The organism is Actinomadura harenae, from assembly GCF_003696215.1.
Classification (GTDB): domain Bacteria; phylum Actinomycetota; class Actinomycetes; order Streptosporangiales; family Streptosporangiaceae; genus Spirillospora; species Spirillospora harenae.
Window position 1 is genome coordinate 64,040 of sequence record NZ_RFFG01000032.1, and the last position, 24,261, is coordinate 88,300.

Genomic DNA, 24,261 nt, shown 5'->3' on the forward strand with positions numbered 1-24,261 from the left:
GTTCCGCCGCCGCGCGTCGTGCCCGCGCCCCTGCCCGTCCTCCCTGGCGGCCGCACACCGGCACAGCGAGGGAAGCTGCCATGAGGACGACCATCCTGGGCTATCCGCGCATCGGCGCGCACCGGGAACTGAAGTTCGCCACCGAGAGGTACTGGGCCGGACGGGCCGACGCCGCGGAGCTGGAGGCCACCGCGGCGACGCTCCGCCGGACGGTCTGGACCGAGCTGCGCGACGCCGGGCTGGACACGATCCCGTCCAACACCTTCTCGCTTTACGACCACGTGCTCGACACGAGCGTCATGGTCGACGCCGTCCCCGCCCGTTACCGGGACCTGGACGGGCTCGACCGCTACTTCGCGATGGCGCGCGGCACCGCCGACCGGCCGCCGCTGGAGATGACCAAGTGGTTCGACACGAACTACCACTACATCGTCCCCGAGCTGGAGCCGGGCACCCGGTTCCGGCTCGCGGACGGCGGACGCGCCAAGCCCCTCGCCGAGTACCTGGAGGCGCGGGAGCTCGGCATCGAGACGCGTCCGGTGCTGGTCGGCCCGCTCACGTACCTGATGCTGGCCAAGGCCGCGCCGGGCACGCCCGACGCGTCCGCCGCGCCCGACGTGTCCGCCACGCCCGGCGCCTTCGGCGGGTTCGTGCCGCTCGACCTGCTCGACCGGCTCGTCGAGGTGTACGCGGAGCTGCTGGAGCGCCTGGCCGGGGCGGGCGCGCGATGGGTGCAGCTGGACGAGCCCGTCCTGGCCGGTGACCTGGGCGAACGGGAGACCGAGGCGCTGGCGCGCGCCTACCGGAGGCTCGGCGGCCTGCCGAGCCGTCCGCGGATCATGGTCGCCGCCTACTTCGGCGCCGTCGCGCCCGGCCCGCTGGCCGAACTGGCCCGGACGGACGTCGAGGCGATCGCGCTCGACTTCGTCGCGGGCCCCGGGAACCTCGACGCGGTCGCGTCGGCGGGCGGGCTGAGCCGCAAGACCGTCGTCGCCGGCGTGGTCGACGGACGGAACGTCTGGCGCGCCGACCTCGCCCGCGCCCGCTCCACCTACGCCGTCCTGCTGGGGCTGGCCGGGCGGGTCGAGCTGAGTTCGTCCTGCTCGCTGATGCACGTCCCGGTCGACCTCGGCACCGAGCCGTCGCTCGCGCCGGACGTCCGGGAGCGTCTCGCCTTCGCCCGCCAGAAGGTCGCCGAGCTGGTCACCCTCGCCGCCGGCCTCCGCTCCGGCGTCCCGCCGACCGCCCCCGCCGCCCCGCCCGCCTCCGGAACGACGCCCCCTGTGGAGGACGGACCGGGGCGGTCCGACCGGAAGGTCCGGTTCGCGGCGCAGCAGGCCCGGCTCGGCCTGCCCGACCTCGCGACGACGACGATCGGCTCGTTCCCGCAGACCCCCGAGATCCGCCGGGCGCGCGCCGACCACAAGGCCGGACGCGTCGACGACGCCGCCTACACCGAGGCGATGCGCGCCGAGATCGCCCGCGTCATCGCGCTCCAGGAGGAGCTCGGCCTGGACGTCCTCGTGCACGGCGAGGCCGAGCGGAACGACATGGTGCAGTACTTCGCCGAGCGGCTGGACGGGTACGCGGCGACCGAGAACGGCTGGGTGCAGTCGTACGGGACGCGGTGCGTGCGCCCGCCGATCCTGCACGGCGACGTGTCCCGGCCCGCGCCGATGACCGTCGGGTGGACCGCCTTCGCGCAGTCCCTCACCGGCCGTCCGGTGAAGGGCATGCTGACCGGGCCGGTGACGATGCTGGCCTGGTCGTTCGTCCGGGACGACCAGCCGCTCGCCGCGACCGCGCGGCAGGTCGCGCTGGCGCTGCGCGCCGAGATCGCCGACCTGGAGGCCGCCGGGATCGCGATCGTCCAGGTGGACGAGCCCGCGCTCCGCGAACTGCTCCCGCTCCGCGCGGCCGACCAGCCCGCCTACCTGGAGTGGGCCGTCGCGGCGTTCCGGCTCGCCACGTCCGGGGCCGCGGACGCCACCCAGATCCACACCCACATGTGCTACTCGGAGTTCGGCGAGATCATCACCGCGATCGCCGCCCTGGACGCGGACGTCACCAGCGTCGAGGCCGCGCGCTCGCACATGGAGCTGGTCGCCGACCTCGACGCGGCGGGGTACGCCAACGGGATCGGGCCCGGCGTGTACGACATCCACTCGCCGCGCGTCCCGCCGGCGGAGGAGATCGAGGCGAACCTGCGCCGTGCGCTCCGCGCCGTCCCGGCCGGCCGGCTGTGGGTGAACCCCGACTGCGGCCTCAAGACCCGCGCCTACCCGGAGACCAGGGCGGCGCTCGCGAACATGGTGAGCGCCGCGCGGGCCGTCCGGGCGACGCTCTGACCGTCGCCGGGACGGCCTCAACCGGCCACCCCGCACTCCTCTGACCAGGCGCTTCGCGGCCTCCCGCCCCTCGGCGCGGGGTCGCGGGGCGCCGCCCGCGGACCTTCCGGCGAGTACGGCGTAGCCGGGGCCGGGCGCCGGGGTACCTACTCGCTGGCGGAGTCGCCGTGGCGGAGCGCCCCGGCGACGGCGAAGGGGGTGGGAGCACCGGATGAGGATGTTCAGGCGGAGGCCACGAACCGAGGGGGACGGCGAGGGGGACGGCGTCCCGGCGGACGGCCGGAACGAGCGGCCGGAGCAGGAGGAGCCGGAGCAGGAGGGGAAGGACGGGCCGCTGCTCGGGCCTGAGCTGAGCGAGCCTAACGGCTGGTACGGGCGCGCGGCGGAGATGGCGAAGACGGACATGCTCACCATGACCCGCCGGCTGCCGCGCCTGATCGGGCAGGTCGGACGGCTCGGCTGGCAGGCGAACCGGCGGGACCTGGTGATCACGGTCGTGTTCAACGCGGTCGCCGGGGTGTTCACGGCGTTCGGGCTGCTCGCGACGACGCGCGTGCTGACCGCGCTGTTCGCGGCCGGGCCGACGCCCGACCGGGTGCGCGCGGCGGCGCCCGCGCTCGCGCTGGTCGGGGCGGCGATCACGGTCCGGGCGTCGTGCACGCTGCTCGCGCAGTGGACGCAGCAGCGGCTGCGCCCGCAGGTCGAGCGGATCGTGGAGCAGCGGCTCTACGAGGGGACGACGGCGATCGACCTGGCCTGGTTCGACGACGCCGACCACCAGGACGCGCTGCACCGGGCGCGGCTGCGCGGGCTGGACTCGGCGTCGTCCATGGTGGACAACGCCGTGGACCTCGGGACGGCCGTGGTCGGGGTCGCGGCGGCGGCCGGGGCGCTCGGCGTCCTGCACCCGGTGCTGCTTCCGCTGCTGGTGCTGACCGCGCTGCCGGAGGCGTGGGCGGCCGTCCGGTCGGCGCGCCTCGGCTACCTGGCGCAGATGTCGCTCGTCGAGGTCCGGCGGCGCAGCTGGATCATGACGGACCTGATGACGGGCCGCGACCACGCCGCCGAGGTCCGCTCGTTCACCGTCCGGCCGCATCTGCTCCGTCAGTACGGGACGCTCGCCGACCAGGTCAGAGGGGTGCTGGTCGCGGTGGCGCGGCGCCGGACGCTCACCCAGCTGTACGGCGACGTGCTGCGCGGGGTCGCGACGGCCGTCCTCTACGCGGTGCTCGGCGTGCTCCTCTGGCAGGGGATGATGCCGCTCGCCGTCGCCGGGACGGCCGTGCTGGCGATCCGCACCGGCCAGCAGTCGCTCCTCAACCTCGTCCACGCGCTGAACCGGACCTACGAGGACGGCCTGTACTTCGCGGACTACCTCTCCTACGTCCAGCTGGCGGAGAAGTCCCTCGAGCGCGAGCACGCGGCGCTGGAGCACACGGCGCTCGAGCACACGCAGGAGGACGGCTCGCCGCTGCGCGACTTCCGGCGGATCACCGTCGAGGGCATCACCTTCACCTACCCGGGCGCGGACGCGCCGGCCCTGCGGGACGTGTCGGTGCGGCTCGAGCGGGGCGAGGTCGTCGCGCTGGTGGGGGAGAACGGCTCGGGCAAGACCACGCTGGCGAAGATCCTCGCGGGGCTGTACACGCCGGAGCACGGCCGGGTCCGGTGGGACGACGTGGTCGTCACCGGCCTCGACCCCGAGGTGCTGCGCCGCGACATCGCGGTCGTCGCGCAGGACCACACGCACTGGCCGATGACGGCCGCCGACAACATCGCGATGGGCGACGACCTGCGCGTCCAGGCCGCGCGGCGGGCCGTGCGCGAAGCGGCGTCGGATTCGGGCGCGGACGAGGTGATCGACACCCTGCCGTTCGGCTACGACACGCTCCTGGACAAGCGCTTCGCCCAGGGGCAGGAGCTGTCCGGCGGGCAGTGGCAGCGGCTCGCGGCCGCGCGCGGCTTCTACCGGGACGCGCCCCTGCTGATCTGCGACGAGCCGACCGCCGCCCTGGACGCCCGCGCCGAGCACCGCCTGTTCGAGCAGATCCGCGCGCACGCCGCCCGTCACGGGCGGACCGTCCTGCTGATCACGCACCGGCTGGCGAGCGTCCGCCACGCCGACCGCGTCTACGTCCTGGAGAACGGCCGTGTCACCGAGCACGGCACCCACACCGACCTGATGACCCTCAACGGCCTGTACGCCGACCTCTACGGCCTCCAGGCGTCCGCCTACCGTCTCGACCCCGACCAGGACCGGCCGTTCGAGACCGACGCCGCGCCCGCCACCTGACGGCGGACGCGGCCCGTCCCGGTCACGTCCTAGCCGGTGGCCGGGTACGGGCGGAGGCTCTGGAAGATCTTGGTGAGGGTCTCGGGCGAGGCGGCCTGGATCTTCGGGCCGCCGAAGACGACGAAGCCGAGGGGGAGGCCGCCCGTGCCGGGCGTCCTCGGCGTGGCGGTGAGGACGCTGACCTGCGCGCCCGGACGGATCGCGTTGCACTGTTCGTGCCCGGACGGCACCGAGAGGACGGTGTAGGTGACGGCCTGGGCCTGGATCCCGCCGTGCAGGGTGATCGTCCACTTCTTGCCGGCGTCCAGGACCGGGGCCTTGGTGTTCGTGCCGAACACCCAGCGCGCCCACGTCCGGGCCTCCAGGTCGGCCTCCTTCGCCAGCGCCGCCGACTTCGCCGGGTCGGTCGGCGCCAGCCCCTTGCCGCCGCGGGTGCCCGCGAACGACAGGTAGCAGCCTTCCCCGTTGCCGTTCTCCTGCTTGACGTGGGCGACCGAGGTCGCGCCGATCTTCACGCTCTCGTCGGACGGCCCGTAGGCGACCGAGGTGCCCGGGGACTCGAGCTGCCACCCGAACGGCACGTCGTACGCCACCCCGCGCTCCGTCGAGACCACGACCTGCCAGTACGGATCGGCGACCGGTTTCGGCGGCCCCTGGGCGGCGGGGGCCGCGGCGGCGGGCGTCCGCTCGGTCGGTTGCGCGTCCGCCCGGTGGCCGCCCTTGGAGGACGTCAGCGCCACCGTTCCGGCGACCGCCGCGGCCGCCACGGCGACCGTCGCGGCGACGGCCACGAGCAGGGGCTTCCTGCGCGAGCGCTTCGAACCGCCAGGGCCGCTCGAGCCGCCAGGGCCGCTCGAGCCGCCCGAGCCGCCCGAGCCGCCCGAGCCGCCCGAGCCGCCCGAGCCGCCCGGGTTGCTCGGGCCGTTCTGGTACCCCGGGACCGTCATGGCCCCGTCGGTGACGGTCGGCTCGACGACCGGCTGGACGCCCGGGAGGCCCATGACGCCCCGCTGCGGTTCCGCCGCGAACATGGCGAGCTGGGCGGCGACGTCCGCGGCCGATCCGGGACGCGCCGACGGGTCCTTGGCCAGCAGTTCCCGGACGAGGCGTCCCAGCCCCTCCGGCACGTTCGGCGGGAGCGGCGGCGGAGGCTCGTGCAGATGCCGGTACATGAGCTGCGCACCCGTCCCGGCGAAGGGCGGGTTCCCGGTCAGCAGCTCGTGCAGGACGCAGCCCAGCGCGTACAGGTCGGAGCGCGGCCCGATCTCGCCGCCCGTGAACTGCTCGGGCGCCATGTACCGGGGCGTGCCGATCGACCCGCCCTCCACCGTCAGCCGCGTCGCCGCCGCGTCCGCCAGGTGCGCGATGCCGAAGTCGCAGATCTTCACCCGGTCGCCGGGGAGCAGGAACAGGTTCGCGGGCTTGACGTCCCGGTGGACGACTCCGCGCGCGTGCGCCGCGGCCAGCGCGTCCGCGACCTGGGCGGTCAGGGACGCGGCGCGCGGCGCCGGCATCCCGCCCGGCGAGCCGTCCAGGACGGCCCGCAGGTCCTGTCCCTCCAGCAGCTCCATCACCAGGTACAGGACGCGGCCGCCGGCCTCCCGGTGCTCGCCGACGTCGTGCACGACGGTGATGCCGGGATGCTGGAGCGTCCCCGCGGTCTCCGCCTCGCGCAGCAGCCGCGCGCTCGTCCGCTCGTCGTCCCCCGCCTCGGCGCGGATCACCTTCACCGCGACGGGACGCCGCAACCGCTCGTCGGTCGCGCGCCAGACCTCGCCCATTCCGCCGCGTCCCAGCGTCACGTCCAGCCGGTAGCGCGCCCCCAGAAGCGTCCCCTGTTCCATGGAGGGACATCCCACCAGAAACCGCCGCCGAGATCCATGCGCGTGGACCCCGGCGGCGGCGTCGTCCGGGGGCGCGTGCTAGGAGCGCGCGGTGGCGGGCTCGCCCGAACCCTCGGCGGCGGTGTCGTCCTCGGCCCAGACGCGGCCCATCGCGTCCAGCAGGACGGGACGGTTCCGGACGATCCAGCCGAGGTACCCGAGACCGGCGGCCATCCACACCACGACCAGGGCGAGCGCGACGCGGTTCGCGCCCGTCGGGAGCGGGACGAGCTGCCCGTACACCGGCAGCAGGAGCAGCAGGGCGGCCACCACCGGCACCACGCCGTGCCGCAGCGCCGAGAACTCGGCGCGGTGCTCGCGCAGGTAGTACCGGACGAGCGCGACGCTGATCGAGATGTAGACCAGCACCATCGCGACACCGACGATCTGCCCGGCGAACCCGTACATGCGGATCGGCCCGATCCACAGGCCCCCGGTCAGCGACAGCGCGAGCGACACGGCCATGGAGCAGGAGAGCGCCGCCCGCGGGACCTGGCCGTGGCCGACGGTGCCGAGCCCGCGCGGCAGCAGCCCCTCGCGTCCCATCGCGAAGACGACCCGGACCTGCGCGGTGACGCCGGAGATCAGGTTCGCGAACTGGCTGTTCAGGACGGTCAGCGCGAGCAGCCAGCCGAGGCCCCAGTAGCGGTGCGTCAGGGTCGTCCAGGGCTCGGGGTCGGTGCGCAGCGCGCCGTGGTGGCCGAATCCGGTCGCGGCCGCGAACCCGGCCAGGACGTAGAACGCGCCGATCCCGAGGACGGCGGCGAACAGCGCGACCGGGATCGCGCGCCGCGCCGACCGGGCCTCCTCGCCGAGCGTGCCCGCCGACTCGAACCCGATGAACATCAGGATGCCCCACAGCATCCCCTTGCCGAGGCCGCCGAGACCGTCCGGCGAGGACGACGGGCTGAACGGCGCGAGGCTCACCCCGTCCGCGCCGCCCTTCCCGAGGATCACGCCGAACAGGGCGAGCAGGACGCCGATCTCCAGCACCAGGAAGATCAGCGCGGTCTTCGCCGACTGCGACACCCCGAGCGCGCTGATGCCCCACACCGCCGCGCCGTACACCAGGGTGAGCAGCCACCATGGAACGTTCCAGCCCAGTTCGGCGCGCAGGAAGTCGTGCGTCGAGGAGCCGATCGCGGGCAGCACCATCGGGGCGACCATCCCGTACGCGAGCAGCAGCAGCCACCCGGACGCGAACCCGCCGCGCTTGCCGAACCCGTGCGCGTTGAACGTGTACGCGAACCCGGCCGTCGGCAGCTTCCGCGCGAACGAGGCGATGACGGACGCGACCAGCAGGCACACGACCATCGCCAGCAGGATCGCCAGCGGCAGCGCGTACCCCGCCGCCTGCGCCGCGAGCGGCGTGTTGAAGAAGACGGCGGTCGCCGGGGCCATGAAGGCCATCGCGATGACCGCCACGCCGACCGCGCCGACCGCGTCCCGGCGCAGGCCGGGTGATCGCAGGGACATGCTCCTCCAAGCCGTCCTCGGACGGGCCGGCCGGACGGCCGGCGGTCGCCGAGCATCTCGTCCCTGTAGTACCCACCCAGGTCAGTGCCAGTGGGCGGGAACTCCGTGGTGCGGGGTGTCGGCGAGGACGCGCCGCCCGCCCCCGCCCTCCGGCCACAGGCGCAGCGTCAGGACCGGCAGGCTGTGGAAGTCGGCGTCGTCCGCCTGCTCCAGATGCAGGTGGGCGACCGGCGCGTCCGGCGTCGCGGCCGCGCCCGCCCGCTCGACGGCGGCCGTGACGTCCGCCTGCTGCGCGGGGGAGAGGTACTGCCACATCAGCGAGTGCCACACGACCGTGACCACGCCCGGCCGCGGCGCGAGCCCGGCGAGGAACGTCGCGGCGTCCGCGCGGACGACCGTCGCCGGGACCCGCGCCGCGACCTCCAGCGCGCCCCGCAGCCGCGCGACACGTTCGTGCTGGTCAGGCCAGACGAACGAGAGCAGCCGGACGGCGTCCGCGACCGGGTCCACCGGCGCGGGGTCGCAGCCCGTCCGCTCCACGATCGCCAGGCCGGCCGACAGCGGCGGCGGCGATCCGAGCCAGCAGTCGCGCAGCACCACGGGCGAGTCCGCCGGGCCGAACGCCAGGCCGCCCTCCGACTCGTACCGGTACAGGTCGGCGCGCAGGTTCAGGCCCGCGCTGGCCCCGACCTCCAGCAGTCGGACGGGCCGCTCCCCGAGCTCCGCCATGATCGCCAGCAGGCCGCCGACGAGCGGCGCGGCCCGTCCGACCTCGTTGGTCTGCGGGTCCCCGGCCATCGCCGCGCGCACCTCGTCCGGACGGTCCGCCAGCAGCGCCCGGAACGCGGGCCACGCCGACAGCGGGTCGGCCGTCCCGCCCGCCGTCGGGTAGTGCGCGGCCAGCTCGGGCGCCCGCCCGGAGAGGACGAGCCGGTGCGCCGCGCCGAGCAGCCGCAGGCACCGCCCGGCCTCCGGTCCGCCCGAAAGGACGTCGAAGGCCGGTCCGCCGACGTCGCCGGCCGCGCGGCGCATCAGCTCCGCGTACATGGGCGAACCGCCCTTCTCGCAGGTCGCCGCCTGGGCGAGCAGCTCGGCGCGGAGCCGGTCGGAGAAGGTGTCAGGGGGAGTCGAGGTCATGGGTCCATTCTCCTCATTGACCGATAACGATCTTGATTGGGACGATCACGAGCACTCACATCCGCGATCGGGGGGCTCCGCGAGGAGCGACCGAAGGAGGCGCGATGACGCGCACGGACCGACACGGAGAACACCGGCACGGAGAACACCGGCACGGAGAACGACGAGCACGACCGGACATCGGCGGGCGGCGCCGACTCAGGGGCCGTTTCAGAGGCCGCCTCGGGAAGGGCGTCGCGGGGGTCGCGGCGGCGGCCCTCGTCGCCGGGATCGCCCCGGCCGCGCACGCCGACCCGGGATCGAAGGGGAACGAGCGCCTCGCCCGGCAGCTCGTCCGCGAGGTGAAGGCCGACAACGCCTGGCGGCACCTGGAGGCCCTCCAGCGGATCGCCGACCGGAACGACGGGATCCGGGCGTCCGGGACCAACGGCCACCTGGCGTCCGCCGAGTACGTCGAGGGCAGGCTGCACGCCGCCGGGTACCGCACGACCCGTCAGGCGTTCACCCACGACGACTACGCCTTCCACGCCTCCAGCGGCGCGGTGACCGCGCCGTCCCCGCGCACCCTGCATCCCCTGGTCGCCCGCTTCTCGGCGAACACCCCGGTCGGCGGCATCACCGCGCCGCTCGCGGTCGTCCCCGCCGGGACGGACACGACGCCCGGCTGCGAGGCGTCCGACTACACCGGCGTCCGCGGCAAGATCGTCCTGATCGACGCGGGCGGCTGCACCAACACCGTCAAGCAGCGGACCGCCGCCGAGGCGGGCGCCGCCGCGGCCCTGATCAACACCAACAACCCCAACCCGGACATGATCCTGCGCACCCGCCTCACCGCGGCGGACGTCAGGATCCCCGTCGCGTCCGTCGGCCGCGGCGAGTCCGAGGCGCTCGCCGCCGACGCGGCGCGCGGCCCGGTCACCCTCACCGTCGACCTGCGCGGCGAGGCCAGGACCGTGACCACGTTCAACGTGATCGCCGAGACCCCGACCGGACGCGCCGACAACGTCGTCATGCTCGGCGCCCATCTGGACGGCGTCACCGAGGGCCCCGGCATGAACGACAACGGCTCGTCCAGCTCCATGGAGCTGGAGACCGCGCTCCGGCTCGCCGGGCACTTCAAGCAGATCAGGAACAAGGTCCGCTTCGCCTGGTGGGGCGCCGAGGAGGCCGGTGACCTCGGCTCGGCGAACTACGTCGCACTGCTCTCCGACCGGGAGAAGGCCGACCTGGCCCTCTACCTGAACTTCGACATGATCGGCTCGCCGAACTACGCCCGGATGGTCTACGACGGCGACGACAGCGACCACGAGGGCGCCGGCCCCGGCCCCGAGGGCTCCGCGCAGATCGAGAAGGTCCTCACCGACTTCCACGCCTCGCGCGGCCTGCCGACCGTCGGCCGGGACTTCGACGGACGCTCCGACTACGGCCCGTTCGTCGCCGCCGGGATCCCCGCGGGCGGCGAGACCAGCGGCTCCAACCTCATCAAGACCGAGGAGTGGGCCCGGCTGTTCGGCGGCAAGGCCGGCCAGTCCCTCGACTGGTGCTACCACTCGGCCTGCGACACCCTGAGGAACGTCGACAGGACGATCTACGCGCAGCTCGGCGCGGGCATGGCCTGGGCCGCCGGCCGCTTCGCCCTCGACACCTCCGACGTCACCACGGGCGACCCGTCCCGGCGCGCGGCGGCCCGCGCCGCTCTGTCGCACCGCTCCGCCGTGCCGCAGCACCCCGCTCCGGCGGCCGACGAGGAATGATCATCTGCCCGCCCTCCCCGGTCCTCCTCCGGCGGGCCGGGGAGGGCGGGCGGGTCTCACAAGGTGGACGCGCGGCCCGAGCGGCCCCGCCGAGTCAATAGGATCGTGGGCATGCTGCGCTGGTTGACCGCGGGCGAGTCCCATGGCCCGGCCCTCACGGCGATCGTGGAGGGCCTTCCGGCCGGTGTGCGCGTGACCTCGGCGGACATCGCCGAGGAGCTGCGCCGCCGGCGGCTCGGGCATGGGCGGGGCGCCCGGATGAAGTTCGAACAGGACCAGGTGTCGATCCTCGGCGGTGTCCGGCACGGCTATACGCAGGGCGGCCCGGTGGCCGTCCAGGTGGGCAACACCGAGTGGCCCAAGTGGGAGACCGTGATGTCCGCCGACCCGGTGGACCCGGACGTCCTCGCCGCGCAGGCGCGGAACGCCCCGCTCACCCAGCCGCGTCCCGGCCACGCCGACCTCGCCGGCATCCAGAAGTACGGGTTCGACGACGCCCGGCCCGTCCTGGAGCGCGCGAGCGCCCGCGAGACCGCGGCCCGCGTCGCGCTCGGCACGGTCGCCAAGGCGTTCCTCAAGCAGGCCCTCGGCGTCGACATCGTGAGCCATGTCGTCTCGCTGGGCGAGATCGACGCCCCCGAGGGCGTCGCGCCCGGCCCGGGCGACCTCGCCGCCGTCGACGCGTCGCCCGTGCGCTGCTTCGACCCGGCCGCGTCCGAGCGGATGGTCGAGCACATCGACGAGCTCAAGCGGCAGGGCGACACGCTCGGCGGCGTCGTCGAGGTCCTCGCCTACGGCCTCCCGCCCGGCCTCGGCAGCCACGTCCACTGGGACCGGCGGCTCGACGCGCGCCTCGCCGGGATCCTCATGGGCATCCAGGCGATCAAGGGCGTCGCGGTCGGCGACGGCTTCGCGACCGCGCGGCGCCCCGGCTCCCGCGCCCACGACGAGATCGACAACACCGGCGAGGGCGTCCGCCGCCGCACGAACCGCGCGGGCGGCGTCGAGGGCGGCATGACCACCGGCGAGCCGCTGCGCGTCCAGGCCGCGATGAAGCCGATCTCGACCGTCCCGCGCCGCCTCGACACCATCGACGTCGCGACCGGCGAGCCCGCCAAGGCGATCAACCAGCGCTCCGACGTGACCGCGGTCCCGGCGGCCGGGGTGGTCGCCGAGGCCATGGTCGCGCTCGTCCTCGCGGACGCGGCGCTGGAGAAGTTCGGCGGCGACTCGGTCGAGGAGACCGCCCGCAACCTGTCCGGATACCTGTCCTCCCTCACCGTCAAGTAGAGGAAACGATGGCCCGTCCCAAGGCCGTGATCATCGGCCCGCCCGGCTCCGGCAAGACCACCGTCGGCACCGCCCTCGCCGAACGCCTCGGCGTTCCGCTGCGCGACACCGACGCCGACGTGGAGGCCGCGGCGGGCAAACCGATCGGCGAGATCTTCGTGGACGACGGCGAGGAGCGCTTCCGCGGCCTCGAGCGGGCCGCCGTCGCCGCGGCGGTCGCCGAGCACGAGGGCGTCGTGGCGCTCGGCGGAGGCGCGATCCTCGACGCCGAGACGCAGGCGCTCCTCGAGGACGGGCAGACCGTCGTCTACCTCGAGGTCGGCCTCGCCGAGGCGGTCAAGCGGATCGGCCTGAACCAGGCCCGCCCGCTGCTCGTCCTGAACCCCCGCAGCCAGCTCCGCACGCTGCTGGCCGAGCGCCTCCCGATCTACGAGCGGCTCGGCACCGTCCGGGTCCTGACCGACGAGCGCACCCCCGAGGAGGTCGTCGACGAGATCGTCGCCGCCCTGGAGGCCGCCGAGTGACCCGCCCGACGCTCGGCGTGGCCGCTCCGGGGACGGCGGGATGACGACCCGCCGCGTCGACGTCGGCGGCGCCGACCCGTACGACGTCGTCATCGGCGAGAACGTCCACGGCGCGCTGCCGGGCCTGCTCGGCGACGGCGTCCGGACGGTCGCCGTCGTCCACGACCAGGCGCTGCCCGAGCTGGTCCGCCCGGTGACCGCGGCGCTGACCGTCGCCGGGTACGCCGTCCACGAGCTGCCGGTGCCGTCCGGTGAGGCGGCCAAGGAGGTCGGCGTCCTCGCCGGGCTCTGGTCCACGTTCGCGCGGCTCGGCATGACCCGCTCGGACGCCGTCGTCGGCGTCGGCGGCGGCGCGACCACCGACCTCGCCGGGTTCGCCGCCGCGTCCTGGCTGCGCGGCGTGAAGGTCGTGCACGTCCCGACCACGCTGCTCGCCATGGTCGACGCGGCGGTCGGCGGCAAGACCGGCATCGACATCCCCGAGGGCAAGAACCTGGTCGGCGCGTTCCACCCGCCCGCCGGCGTCCTCTGCGAGGTGTCCGCCCTCGCGTCCATGACCGAGCGCGACTACGTCAGCGGCCTCGCCGAGACGATCAAGGCCGGTTTCATCGCCGACCCGGTCATCCTCGACCTGGTCGAGGGCGACCCGGCCGCGGCCCGCCGCCCGGACGGCCCGCACACGGCCGAGCTGATCGAGCGCGCCGTCCGGGTGAAGGCCGACGTCGTCTCGGCCGACCTCAAGGAGAGCGGCCTCCGCGAGATCCTCAACTACGGGCACACCCTCGCGCACGCGATCGAGAAGGCCGAGGCGTACCGCTTCCCGCACGGCCACGCCGTCGCCGTCGGGATGGTCTACGCCGCCGAGCTCGCCCGCCTCGCCGGACGCTCCGACCTGGTCGAACGCACCGAACGCGTCCTCGCGTCGGTGCACCTGCCGACCACGTACCGCGCCGACGCCTGGGACGAGCTGCGCGCCGCGATGAGCATCGACAAGAAGTCGCGCGGCGCCACGCTCCGCTTCGTCGTCCTCGACGGCCTCGCCGAGCCGGGCCGCCTCGAGGGCCCGGACGAGGAGCTGCTCGCCGCCGCCTACCGGAGGGTCGCCCTGTGAACTCCGTCCTGGTCCTGAACGGCCCGAACCTGCGCCGCCTCGGCACCCGCGAGCCGGACGTCTACGGCGCCGACACCTTCGAGGACCTGGTCGCCCTCTGCCGCGAGACGGGACGCCGCCTGGACCTGCACGTCGAGGTCCGGCAGACCGACGACGAGGCCGAGATGATCGGCTGGGTGCACCAGGCCGCCGACGAGCGGATCCCGGTCGTCCTCAACCCGGCGGCGTTCACGCACTACTCCTACGCGCTGCGCGACGCCCTCGCCCAGCGCACCGCGCCCCTGGTCGAGGTGCACATCTCCAACCCGGCCGCCCGCGAGGAGTTCCGCCACACCTCGGTCGTCGCGGGCGTCGCGACCGGCACCATCGCGGGCTTCGGCCTCATGTCCTACGTCCTGGCCCTCCAGGCCATCGCCGAGCTCCTGGCCGAGCAGGCCCGCTCCGCCTGACCGTCCCGGGGACGTCCCCTTCCACGCCCGACGCGGCCGTGATCACCCACGTGATCACGGCCGCGTCGCGTTCACCCGCCCCCCTCCCGCCCCCGGAGCGGGGGGACCGACTTGATCGTTCGATAATTCTCGCACTATCATCGTGCGAGAATTATCGAACGATATGAGGTGGTCCTATGGCGGCGGCACGGGTGTACGAGCATCCGGCGACCGACGAGATCGCGATTCCGCGGGTGCTGTTCGCGCTGAGCGAGCCACTGCGGCTGTCGATGGTGCGGATGCTGGCCGAGCGCGGCGAGGTGGACAGCATCGAGCTGGGGCCCGACCTCCCGCGCTCGACGCTGACCCACCACACCGGCCTCCTGCGCGAGTCCGGGGTGGTGTTCGTCCGCGCCGAGGGGCGCAAGTGCATGATCCGGCTGCGCCGCGACGACCTGGACGCGCGCTTCCCGGGCCTGATCGACACCGTCCTCGACGGGTACCGGGAAGCCGCGCCCGCGGGGGAGGACGCGTGATCCGCCGCGTCTGGCCCCTGGTCATGGCCGCGGTCGCCCTGGGCATCGACGCCTACGTCCTCGCCGGGGTGCTGCCCTCGATCCCCGGTTCGCTGCACGCGTCGGTCGCGGCGGTCGGCCTGTGCGTGACGGCGTTCACCGCGGCGTACGCGCTGTCCGGACCGCTGCTGTCCCGGGCGCTGATCCGCGGGAGCACGGCCCGGGCCCTGCTGATCGCGCTGGGCGTGTTCAACCTCGGCAACCTCGTCACCGTGGTCTCGCCCGGGATCGAGGTGTTCCTCGCCTCGCGGGTGATCGCGGGCGCCGGGGCGGGCGTGCTCACCGCGGTGGCGACGGCGGCGGCCGCCGCCATGGCCGCCGACCACGAGCGGGGACGCGCCATGGCCATGGTGACCTTCGGGCTGTCCGCCGGGACGGTCGCCGGAGTGCCGGTCGGGATGGTCATCGGCGACCGGCTGAACTGGCGCTGGACGATGGGCCTGGTCGTCGCGATCGGCCTGCTCAGCATGGTCGCGCTGGCCGTCCGGGCGCGGACGATCCCGTCGCTGCCCGCCTCGCGCGGTCCCGCGTTCGCGGTGCTGCGCTCCCCGAAGACCCTCGTCGGGGTCGGCGGGGCGTTCCTCCTGGGTGTGGCCAGTCTCGGGCTCTACACCTACCTGCTGCCCATGGCCGAGGCCCGGGGTCTCAAGGGCTGGGACTTCGCGCTGGTGTGGGCGTGGGGCATCGGCGGGGTCACCGGATCCGCCCTGGTCGGCAGGGTTCTGGACGCGTCCGGCCCGCGCACCCTGCTCATCGCGCTGCCCGCCGTCCTCCTGGGGAGCTTCGCCGCCTTCTGGGCCTCCGGAAGCCCGGCGGTCTGGCTCGTCGCGGCGGCGCTGTGGGGCGCCGCGGGCTGGGCCAGCGTCCCCACCCTCCAGCAGGCGCTGACCGGGGACCGGCCCGAACAGGCGATGCCGATCGTCGCGTTCCAGATGGCCGCGATGTACCTCGGCTCCGCCGCGGGCGCGGCCGCGGGCAGCGGCCTGCTCGCCAGCGGCGCGGACCCGGGCGACCTCTCCGCATGGGCCCTGGCCCCGGCGGCTCTGGGCCTGCTCCTCACCGGATGGATCGCCGTCACCGCCCTCCGCTCCCGCACTCCCACCCGCCCCCGCGCCGCTCGTCCGGCCGAACAGCCCGAGTGCGCCTGACCCGTCCCGCCCCCTGAACGGCCCGGCCCTCACGCCTCCCGGCGGGCGCTAATCGACGGCGGTGCGGGTGATCTCCTTGAGTTCGGCGACGACGGCGTCCAGGGGGCGGAGGCAGCGCTCGGCGCGGCAGAGGATGGTGGCGCCCTCGACCGAGGAGACGATCAGGGTGGCCAGGCGGGCGGCGCGCTCGGGGGAGGCGCCCGCGTTCTCCAGGCCGGTGGCGAGGGTGTCCTGCCACCGGCCGAACGCGTCGGCGGACGCCTTGACCAGCTGCGGGGCGTCGTCGTGGGACTCGACGGTCACCGCGACGACCGGGCATCCGGCGCGGAACCCGCTCTTCACCAGGACGCCGCGCCACCACCCGGCGAACGCGTCGACGGCCGAGGCGGCGTCGCCGCCCTCCACGGCGGCCCGGATGCCCGCGTCGAGGAAGTCGCCCGCGTACCGGACGGCGTCCTCGGCGAGCTGCACCTTGCCGCCGGGGAAGTGGTGGTAGATCGAGCCGCGCGGGGCGCCGCTGTGGGCGATGACGTCCCGGAAACCCGTCCCGGAGTAGCCGCGCTCGCGGAAGAGATAGGCGGCGCTGCGCACCATGCGTTCACGGCTGTCGGTACCCATACCTGCGATTATGACATTCATCATAAGCATTTCGGGTTGACCATGACGATCGTCATAGCGACCCTGGGGCGGACGGCCGCGCCGGGGTCCGCGCGCCGGTTACCGCGCAGTAGGGTTCGGTCGAGCACCCATCGGACGGGAGAACTCCGTGATTGAACTCAAGCGCGAGGGCGACGTCTTCGTCCTGCGGATGGACGCGGGCGAGAACCGCTTCCACCCCGACCTCCTCGCCGCCGTCAACGACGCGCTGACCGAGGTCGAGCAGGCCGAGGGCCCGAAGGCGCTCGTCACCACCGGCGCGGGGAAGTTCTACTCCAACGGCCTGGACCTGGAGTGGCTCGGCGCGCACCAGGAGGAGTTCGTCCCCTACCTGGAGTCGGTGAACGCGCTGTACGCGCGGTTCCTCGAGCTGCCCGCGCCGACCGTCGCCGCGGTCAACGGGCACGCCTTCGCGGGCGGCGCGATGCTCACGCTCGCCCAGGACTTCGCGGTCATGCGCACCGACCGCGGCTACGTCTGCCTGCCCGAGGTCGACCTCGGCATGAGCTTCACCCCCGGCATGAGCGCCCTGATCCAGAGCCGCCTGACCGCGCCGGTCGCGCACGAGGCGATGCTCACCGGCCGCCGCTACGCCGCCGAGCAGGCGCGCGAGGCCGGGATCGTCCAGCGGACGGCCGACGAGGCCGGGGTCCTGCCCGCGGCGATCGAGCTCGCCGCGTCCCTCGCGGGCAAGAACGGGAAGACCGTCAAGGCGATCCGCGTCGGGCTCTACAAGCAGGCCATCGCGGCGCTGCGCGGCCCGGCCCTGCCGGAGTGACTCGTCGACCGCTACGTTACGTCTAACAGAACCTGATTCGGTTCGTCTGTGGGAAGGATGCCGGGCATGCGCATCGGGATGGCCCTGAACTACTCGGGCGGCTTCAAGGAGACGGTCGCCGAGCTGGCCGACTATGAGAAGGCCGGCCTCGACATCGTCTACGTCGCCGAGGCGTACAGCTTCGACGCGGTGAGCCAGCTCGGCTACATCGCGGCGAAGACCGAGCGGCTGGAGATCGCGTCCGGCATCCTCCAGATCTACTCCCGGACGCCGACCCTGATGGCGATGACCGCCGCCGGGCTCGACTACGTGTCCGAGGGCCGGTTCACGCTCGGCATCGGCGCGTCCGGGCCGCAGGTCATCGAGGGCTTCCACGGCGTCCCGTACACCGCGCCCCTCGGCCGGACGCGCGAGATCGTCGAGATCTGCCGCAAGGTGTGGCGGCGCGAGCGCCTCCAGCACGAGGGCAAGCACTACACCGTCCCGCTGCCCGAGGGGCAGGGCACCGGCCTCGGCAAGCCGCTGAAGATCATCAACCACCCGGTGCGCCCGGACATCCCCGTCCTCATCGCCGCGATCGGCCCGAAGAACGTCGAGATGACGGCCGAGATCGCCAACGGCTGGGAGCCGATCTTCTACCTCCCCGAGAAGGCCAAGGACGTCTGGGGCGAGGCCCTCGCGGCGGGCAGGGCCAGGCGCGACCCCGCCCTCGGCGAGCTGGACGTCGTGGGCCAGGCGCACCTCGCCATCGGCGACGACGTCCAGGACTTCCTGGAGTTCGGCCGCCCGATGGCCGCCCTCTACATCGGCGGCATGGGCGCCAAGGGCAAGAACTTCTACAACAACCTCTGCCGCCGCTACGGCTGGGAGAAGGAGGCCGAGGAGATCCAGGACCTCTACCTCGCCGGGAAGAAGGACGAGGCCGCCGCGAAGGTCCCCTACGAGCTCCTCGAGAAGATGTCCCTCATCGGTTCCGAGGGCCACGTCCGCGAGCGCCTGGCCGCCATGAAGGAGTCCGGCGTCACCACGCTGAACGTCGCCCCCATCGCCGGCGACCACAAGGGCCGCCTCGCCCTGATCGAGAAGATCAAGAAGATGGCCGACGAGCTCTGACCACGCCCGTCCGAGCGCCCGTCCGAGCGCCCGCCTGAGCGTCCGTCCGAGCGCCCGCCCATCTCGGGCGGGCGCTCGAGGACGCCCCGCCGGACGGCGTCGCGCCCTCGTGCGGGCCTCCCGCGCCACGCGCCCGCGATCTCCGATGAACTACAGTCCGATCATGGGTGAGAGACAACGCGAGCGCCGCCGGGCGCTGGCCGCGGCCGTCGAGGCCGCCGGGGCGGACGCGCTGCTGGTCACGCGGCTGGTCAACGTCCGCTACCTGACCGGGCTGAACAGCTCGAACGCCGCCGCGCTCATCCGCGTGGACGGCCCCGACCTGCTCTGCACCGACGGGCGCTACGCCGGGACGGCCGAGAAGGTCGCGTCCGACATGGAGATCGTCGTCGACCGGAGCACCGACGGCACCCTCGTCGGCCTCGCCGCCGACGCCGGCGCGGAGACCCTCGGCTTCGAGCCGCACGACCTCACCGTCGAGCGTCACGCCGAGCTCGCCGCGCTCGACCACGGCATCGCCTTCAAGCCGCTCGGCCACCTGGTCGAGGAGCTGCGCGTCGTCAAGGACGAGGGCGAGATCGACCTGCTGCGCCGGGCGTGCGAGATCACCGACGAGGCGTTCGAGGCGCTGCTGCCCTCGATCCGCCCGGGGATCACCGAGCGCTCCCTGGCGGTCGAGCTCGACCGCCACATGATCGACTTCGGCGCGGACGGCCTGGCGTTCGACACCATCGTCGCGTCCGGGCCGAACGGCGCGATCCCGCACCACTCGCCGGGCCCGCGCGAGCTGGCGTCCGGCGACCTGGTCACGATCGACTTCGGCGCGCTGGTCGGCGGCTACCACGCCGACATGACCCGCACCGTCGCGGTCGGCGAGCCCGCCGACTGGCAGCGTGAGCTGTACGAACTGGTCCGGCGCGCCCAGCGGGCCGCCGTGGAGGCGGCCGTCCCCGGGGCCGAGTACCGGGCGGTGGACGCCGCCGCCCGCGACATGATCACCGAGGCCGGGTTCGGCGACGACTTCCCCCACGGCCTCGGGCACGGCGTCGGGCTGGAGATCCACGAGGCCCCGCTCATGAGCCCCCGGACGACCGGTAAGCTGGTGGATCGAGTTCCGATCACCGCCGAGCCGGGGGTCTACCTCGCCGGCCGGGGCGGTGTCCGCATCGAGGACACGCTCGTGGCGCGGACGGGTGGGCCGGAGCTCCTCACCAAGACGACCAAGGACCTGCTCGTCCTCTAGCCGACCCGGCGGACGAGGCGCGGTCCGCCCGACCGGGAGAACACCTGTGGCGACGACGAACGACCTGAAGAACGGCATGACGCTGAAGATGGACAACGGTCTCTGGACCGTTCAGGAGTTCCAGCACGTCAAGCCCGGCAAGGGCCCCGCGTTCGTCCGCACGAAGATCAAGAACGTCCTCACGGGCAAGATCATCGACAAGACCTTCAACGCGGGCAGCAAGGTGGAGGTCGCCTCCGTCGACAAGCGGGACATGCAGTACCTGTACCGCGAGGGCGAGGACTTCATCTTCATGGACACCGAGACCTTCGAGCAGCCGCACATCTCGGCCGCCGTGGTCGGTGACGCCGCCAAGTACATGCTGCCGGAGCAGAAGGCGATGATCGCCTTCAACGACGGCAACCCGCTCTACGTCGAGCTGCCCGCCGCCGTGGTCCTCCAGATCGCCGAGACCGAGCCCGGCCTCCAGGGCGACCGCTCCACCGGCGGCTCCAAGCCCGCCACCCTGGAGACCGGCGCCCAGGTCAACGTCCCCCTGTTCGTCACCACGGGCGAGAAGATCAAGGTCGACACCCGTTCCGGCGAGTACCTCGGCCGGGCCTGATGGCCGCCAGGACCAAGGCGCGCAAACTCGCCCTGGACGTGCTGTTCGCGGCCGAGCTGCGCGAGGAGCTCCCCACCGAGGTGCTCGAGCAGCGCGGCCGCCCCAACCAGGGCGAGCTCGCCGAGTACCCGCACGCCGTGCGGATCATCGAGGGCGTGCAGGGGCACGCCGAGCGGATCGACGAGCTGATCGCGACCTACGCGACCGGCTGGACCCTCGACCGCATGCCGGTCGTGGACCGCAACATCCTGCGCATGGGCCTGTTCGAGCTGCTCTGGGTGGACGACGTCCCGGACGGCGTCGCGGTCAGCGAGGCGGTGTCGCTCGCGACCGAGCTGTCCACCGACGAGTCCCCGCGCTTCGTCAACGGCCTGCTCGCCCGCATCCAGCAGCTGAAGCCGTCCCTGTCCATCTGAGGGCGCCGTCCATCCGAGGGGCGCCGTCCTTCGGAGAGTCGTCCTGAGGGCCCGGCCTTCGGTCGCCGCCCGCGCGGGCGCGACCGGGCCGGTCCCAGGCGCTCCGGGACGGAAGCGGACGGCCCGTAAAAGACGATGCGGGCATGGAGAAGCGGTGTCCGGGGCCTAGGGTGGGGGGACATGACCGGTGAGAGGGGGGCGGCCGTGCCCGCCCAGCAGACCTGGCGGAACCGCGGTGGCGGCCGGGTGCGTGGCGCCGTCCTGTGGGACGTCCTGCGCGAGGTGCTCGGCCGTGTGGCCGGGCAGGGCCCGTGCGACGTGGTCGACGTCGGCGGCGGCACCGGCGGGTTCGCCGTGCCGCTCGCCGAGCTCGGCCACCGCGTGACCGTGGTGGACGCCAGCCCCGACGCGCTCGCCGCGCTCGAGCGGCGCGCCGCCGAGGCGGGCGTGACCGTCCACGCGCTCCAGGCCGACGCCGGCGACCTGCCCGAGGTGCTCGGCGAGTCCTCCGCCGACCTGGTGCTGTGCCACAGCGTCCTGGAGTTCGTCGACGACCCGGCCGCCGTGATGCACGCCCTGACCCGGGTCGTGCGGCCCGGCGGGGCCGTCAGCGTCCTGGTCGCGGGCCGGATCGCCGCGGCGCTGCACCGGGCCACCGCGGGCCGCTTCGACGACGCCCGGCGGGTCCTGGACGACCCGGACGGCCGCTGGGGCGAGCACGACCGGATGCCCCGCCGCTTCACCCGCGAGTCCCTCGCCGAGCTGGCCGTCGGCGCGGGCCTCACCGCCCGCGAGACGCACGGCGTCCGGATCTTCGCCGACCTGGTCCCGAGCGCCCTGCTGGACGACGCGGGCGCCGCCGAGGGCCTGGTCGCCCTGGAGCGCGCCGCGTCCGTCCACCCCGTCCTGCGGGAGCTGGCGACCCAGCTGCACCTGGTCGCCGAGCGCCCCTGACCGTACGCGACAGCCCGTGACCACATGTGACCGCCTGGCCCCGTCCGTGCCGGGCGGACGGGGCGTCCGAGCTGTCGGAGCGGGCGTCTAGGTTGGGGACATGAGCCGCAAGCAGCAGTTGCACCGGCCGGGGCCGCAGCCCGGCCCGCCGGGGGACGACACGGGCTGCTCGATCCTGCACGTCGACATGGACGCGTTCTTCGTGAGCGTCGAACTGCTCGACCGGCCGGACCTGCGCGGCCACCCGGTGGTCGTCGGCGGGCTCGGCGGACGGGGCGTGGTGTCGGCGGCGTCCTATGAGGCGCGCGAGTACGGCGTCCACTCGGCGATGCCGATGTCGCGGGCGCGCCGCCTCTGCCCGCGCGCGGTGGTCCTGCCGCCCCGGCACGAGCGGTACACCGCGGTCTCCCGGGCAGTGTTCGAGATCTTCCGGTCGATGACCCCGCAGGTCGAGCCCCTCTCGGTGGACGAGGCGTTCCTCGACGTCGCGGGCGCCCGCAAGCTGTACGGGCGGCCCGCCGAGATCGCCCGGCTCATCCGCGAGAAGGTGTTCGAGCAGCAGGGCGTGACCTGCTCGGTCGGCGTCGCGCCCACCAAGTTCGTGGCGAAGCTGGCGTCCACCCGCTGCAAGCCGGACGGCCTCCTGGTCGTCCCGGCGGACGGCGTGGAGGAGTTCCTGCACGCCCTGCCCGTCGCGGCGCTCTGGGGCGTCGGAGAGCGCACGGAGCAGCAGCTGAACCGCCTGGGCCTGCGGACGGTCGGCCGGCTCGCCCAGGTCCCGCTCACGACCCTCCAGCGGGAGCTGGGCAACGCGCTCGGAAGCCACCTGCACGAGCTGGCCTGGGGCCGCGACCCGCGTCCGGTCGTCCCGGAGAGCGTCGACAAGAGCATCGGGGCCGAGGAGACCTTCGACACCGACATCGACGACCCGGACGAGATCCGCCGCGAGCTCCTGCGGCTCGCGGAGCGGGTCGGCGCGCGGCTGCGCGCGGGCGGGCACGCCGGGCGCACGGTCAGCGTGAAGCTCCGCGACGGCGACTTCAAGACGATCACCCGCGCGCGCACGCTCCGTGAGCCCACCGATCTCGCGAGAGTGATCTATGTCACAGCCTGCGAGCTGTATGAGGCCTCCGGCTGGGATCGGGTACGACTCCGGCTGGTGGGCGTCCGTGTGGAGAACCTCACGTCCGCCGACGACGTTCCGCGCCAGCTGGCCCTGGACGAACCGGAGACCGGCTGGCGTGAGGCGGAGCGTGTGATCGACCAGGTCACGAGCCGTTTCGGCCGCGGCGCGGTCCGTCCTGCCGCGCTCGTGCGGCGCGGTCCCGGCCGCCCCGCGGGCCGGGACGGGCGGGACAGCGGTGACGGGAGGGGATGAGGCGGATGCCGAGATGAACGGGAGAGGGTCCGCGGTCGGCCGTTCGCTTTCGTTGATCTGTCCTGGCTCGTATTCTGGGCATATCACCGTTGAGGTTCTCGTCCTGCATCGGAAACCCCGTCGCGGGGCTGTCGTTGGGAGGCGCCGTGCCGCTCTCTGATCACGAGCAGCGCATGCTCGACCAGATCGAGCAGGCGTTGTACGCCGAGGATCCGAAGTTCGCCCATGCGGTGCGCTCCACGAGTCCTCAGGTGCACTACAAGCGCCAGATGATCAAGGCCGCGGTGGGCTTCGCCGTGGGTGTCGCCGCCCTGATGGCCGGGCTCGTGGCCAACGCGGGGGCGATCACCATCGCCGTCAGCGTGGCCGGTTTCCTGCTCATGGTCGCCTGCTGTGTCTGGGCGCTCACGAGCTGGAAGCGCATGACCGGCATCGCCGAGCCGTCCGCTCGCGGCCGCCGCTCCGGCTCCGGGGGCCGTCCGGCCCGCGCGGGCTTCATGGAGCGCATGGAGGAGCGCTGGCGCCGCCGCACCGAGGAGCGCTGACCCGCCCGACCCCGCCCGCGCACACCCCCCAGCGCGCGAGGCGGGTCACCCCCTGCCCCGCCTGACCCCCCGCCACGCGCCTCATCCCCTGAGGCGCGTTTTCGTTTCCCCGCGCTGCCCCGCCCCCGCCCAGCCCCCGCCCGCCCGCGTGCGCGGGCCGGTGACCGCTATCGGACGCCTTCTGACATGCGGAGTGCGGGCGGGGCGGGTCAGCCGGGCTTCTTGGGGAGGAAGGCGCGGACGCGGGCGACGAGGCGGGCCAGGGCGTGTTCGGCCCGTCCGGTGGCCAGGGCGGTCCGCTCGCTCGCGACACGGGCGGCGTCGCGGGCCTCGGCGACGGTGGACGCGGGGATCAGCCGGGCCCGCCAGCGCGTGGCCGCCGTCGCGGACGCGGCGAACGCCGACCGCATCGTGCGGACGTCGGCGCGGAGCAGGTCCGCGGCCGGCGGGGTCCGGTCCGCCGGGGCGTAGCGGGCGAGCTCCTCGGCGCGGGCGATGCGGCTCAGCGCGGACGCGGCCGGGTCGTCCAGGCCGAGCAGGTCGCCCAGGCGCCGGGCCGTCGCGCGCGGGGTCTCGCTGGACGGCCAGGCGACGCCGTGGTCGAGG

Annotated in this window: 22 protein-coding genes; 17 read left to right on the top strand and 5 right to left on the bottom strand. The window is 74.0% G+C overall.

Going from position 1 to position 24,261, the window contains the following annotated elements; translation table 11 throughout:
• Positions 1-80: 80 nt before the first annotated feature.
• Positions 81-2,348 carry a 5-methyltetrahydropteroyltriglutamate--homocysteine S-methyltransferase gene (metE, locus tag EBO15_RS19260; RefSeq protein WP_122195797.1) on the top strand — a complete coding sequence of 756 codons (2,268 nt, stop codon included), beginning with the start codon at positions 81-83 and terminating at the stop codon, positions 2,346-2,348.
• A gap of 211 nt (positions 2,349-2,559) precedes the next feature.
• Complete coding sequence (locus EBO15_RS19265; RefSeq protein WP_233616296.1) at positions 2,560-4,641, top strand: ABC transporter ATP-binding protein; 2,082 nt, start codon at positions 2,560-2,562, stop codon at positions 4,639-4,641.
• Positions 4,642-4,670: 29 nt separating this feature from the next.
• Here the strand turns inward: EBO15_RS19265 and EBO15_RS19270 are convergent, their stop codons facing one another.
• From EBO15_RS19270 to EBO15_RS19280, 3 genes are all read right to left on the bottom strand, one after another.
• Positions 4,671-6,485, bottom strand: coding sequence for a serine/threonine-protein kinase (locus EBO15_RS19270; RefSeq protein WP_122195799.1), 1,815 nt, complete (start codon positions 6,483-6,485; stop codon positions 4,671-4,673).
• Between the two features lie 78 nt (positions 6,486-6,563).
• Complete coding sequence (locus EBO15_RS19275; protein WP_122195800.1) at positions 6,564-8,000, bottom strand: APC family permease; 1,437 nt, start codon at positions 7,998-8,000, stop codon at positions 6,564-6,566.
• 81 nt (positions 8,001-8,081) lie between these two features.
• Positions 8,082-9,137: a DUF2332 domain-containing protein gene (locus tag EBO15_RS19280; protein ID WP_122195801.1), complete on the bottom strand. Its 1,056-nt coding sequence runs from the start codon at positions 9,135-9,137 to the stop codon at positions 8,082-8,084.
• Positions 9,138-9,241: 104 nt separating this feature from the next.
• Here EBO15_RS19280 and EBO15_RS19285 point away from each other — a divergent pair, with 104 nt between their 5' ends.
• The 7 genes from EBO15_RS19285 (at position 9,242) to EBO15_RS19315 (ending at position 15,967) form a co-directional block, all read left to right on the top strand.
• Entirely contained in the window at positions 9,242-10,891 is a 1,650-nt protein-coding gene (locus EBO15_RS19285) for a M28 family peptidase (RefSeq protein WP_122195802.1), read from the top strand.
• 111 nt (positions 10,892-11,002) lie between these two features.
• Positions 11,003-12,181 (top strand): chorismate synthase, encoded by a 1,179-nt coding sequence (gene aroC / locus EBO15_RS19290; RefSeq protein WP_122195803.1) that lies wholly within the window; start codon positions 11,003-11,005, stop codon positions 12,179-12,181.
• An 8-nt stretch (positions 12,182-12,189) separates the two neighbouring features.
• Positions 12,190-12,705: a shikimate kinase gene (locus EBO15_RS19295; protein WP_122195804.1), complete on the top strand. Its 516-nt coding sequence runs from the start codon at positions 12,190-12,192 to the stop codon at positions 12,703-12,705.
• 40 nt (positions 12,706-12,745) lie between these two features.
• Positions 12,746-13,816, top strand: coding sequence for a 3-dehydroquinate synthase (aroB, locus tag EBO15_RS19300; protein WP_122195805.1), 1,071 nt, complete (start codon positions 12,746-12,748; stop codon positions 13,814-13,816).
• The gene (gene aroQ / locus EBO15_RS19305; protein WP_122195806.1) at positions 13,813-14,265 is read left to right on the top strand and encodes a type II 3-dehydroquinate dehydratase; all 453 of its coding nucleotides are present in this window, start codon (positions 13,813-13,815) and stop codon (positions 14,263-14,265) included. The genes aroB and aroQ overlap by 4 nt, the downstream gene beginning before the upstream one ends.
• 176 nt (positions 14,266-14,441) lie before the next feature.
• Complete coding sequence (locus EBO15_RS19310; RefSeq protein WP_199744657.1) at positions 14,442-14,780, top strand: ArsR/SmtB family transcription factor; 339 nt, start codon at positions 14,442-14,444, stop codon at positions 14,778-14,780.
• Positions 14,777-15,967, top strand: coding sequence for an MFS transporter (locus EBO15_RS19315; RefSeq protein ID WP_122195807.1), 1,191 nt, complete (start codon positions 14,777-14,779; stop codon positions 15,965-15,967). Before EBO15_RS19310 ends, EBO15_RS19315 begins: the two co-directional genes overlap by 4 nt.
• A 48-nt stretch (positions 15,968-16,015) precedes the next feature.
• Here EBO15_RS19315 and EBO15_RS19320 read toward each other — a convergent pair whose 3' ends face one another.
• Positions 16,016-16,585 carry a TetR/AcrR family transcriptional regulator gene (locus EBO15_RS19320; protein WP_122195808.1) on the bottom strand — a complete coding sequence of 190 codons (570 nt, stop codon included), beginning with the start codon at positions 16,583-16,585 and terminating at the stop codon, positions 16,016-16,018.
• A 148-nt stretch (positions 16,586-16,733) separates the two neighbouring features.
• Between EBO15_RS19320 and EBO15_RS19325 the strand changes: the two genes are divergently transcribed.
• The 8 genes from EBO15_RS19325 to EBO15_RS19360 all read left to right on the top strand — a co-directional run bounded on the left by EBO15_RS19325 (position 16,734) and on the right by EBO15_RS19360 (position 23,655).
• Positions 16,734-17,402: an enoyl-CoA hydratase-related protein gene (locus EBO15_RS19325; protein WP_122195809.1), complete on the top strand. Its 669-nt coding sequence runs from the start codon at positions 16,734-16,736 to the stop codon at positions 17,400-17,402.
• 66 nt (positions 17,403-17,468) lie between these two features.
• The gene (locus EBO15_RS19330) at positions 17,469-18,515 is read left to right on the top strand and encodes an LLM class F420-dependent oxidoreductase (protein WP_122195810.1); all 1,047 of its coding nucleotides are present in this window, start codon (positions 17,469-17,471) and stop codon (positions 18,513-18,515) included.
• Between the two features lie 163 nt (positions 18,516-18,678).
• Complete coding sequence (locus EBO15_RS19335) at positions 18,679-19,758, top strand: M24 family metallopeptidase (protein ID WP_122195829.1); 1,080 nt, start codon at positions 18,679-18,681, stop codon at positions 19,756-19,758.
• Positions 19,759-19,804: 46 nt separating this feature from the next.
• Positions 19,805-20,362, top strand: a complete 558-nt coding sequence (gene efp / locus EBO15_RS19340) for an elongation factor P (RefSeq protein WP_122195811.1) — start codon at positions 19,805-19,807, stop codon at positions 20,360-20,362.
• Positions 20,362-20,778 carry a transcription antitermination factor NusB gene (gene nusB / locus EBO15_RS19345; protein ID WP_122195812.1) on the top strand — a complete coding sequence of 139 codons (417 nt, stop codon included), beginning with the start codon at positions 20,362-20,364 and terminating at the stop codon, positions 20,776-20,778. Before efp ends, nusB begins: the two co-directional genes overlap by 1 nt.
• 180 nt (positions 20,779-20,958) lie before the next feature.
• Entirely contained in the window at positions 20,959-21,732 is a 774-nt protein-coding gene (locus EBO15_RS19350) for a methyltransferase domain-containing protein (protein WP_122195813.1), read from the top strand.
• 100 nt (positions 21,733-21,832) lie between these two features.
• On the top strand, positions 21,833-23,110 hold the full coding sequence (locus EBO15_RS19355; protein ID WP_122195814.1) for a DNA polymerase IV: 1,278 nt from the start codon (positions 21,833-21,835) through the stop codon (positions 23,108-23,110).
• A gap of 146 nt (positions 23,111-23,256) precedes the next feature.
• A complete protein-coding gene (locus EBO15_RS19360; protein WP_122195815.1) occupies positions 23,257-23,655 on the top strand; it encodes a DUF3040 domain-containing protein in 399 nt (132 codons plus the stop codon).
• Between the two features lie 209 nt (positions 23,656-23,864).
• Here EBO15_RS19360 and EBO15_RS19365 read toward each other — a convergent pair.
• Positions 23,865-24,261 (bottom strand): DUF4129 domain-containing protein (locus EBO15_RS19365; RefSeq protein ID WP_122195816.1); only part of this gene is annotated, 397 nt, incomplete at its 5' end.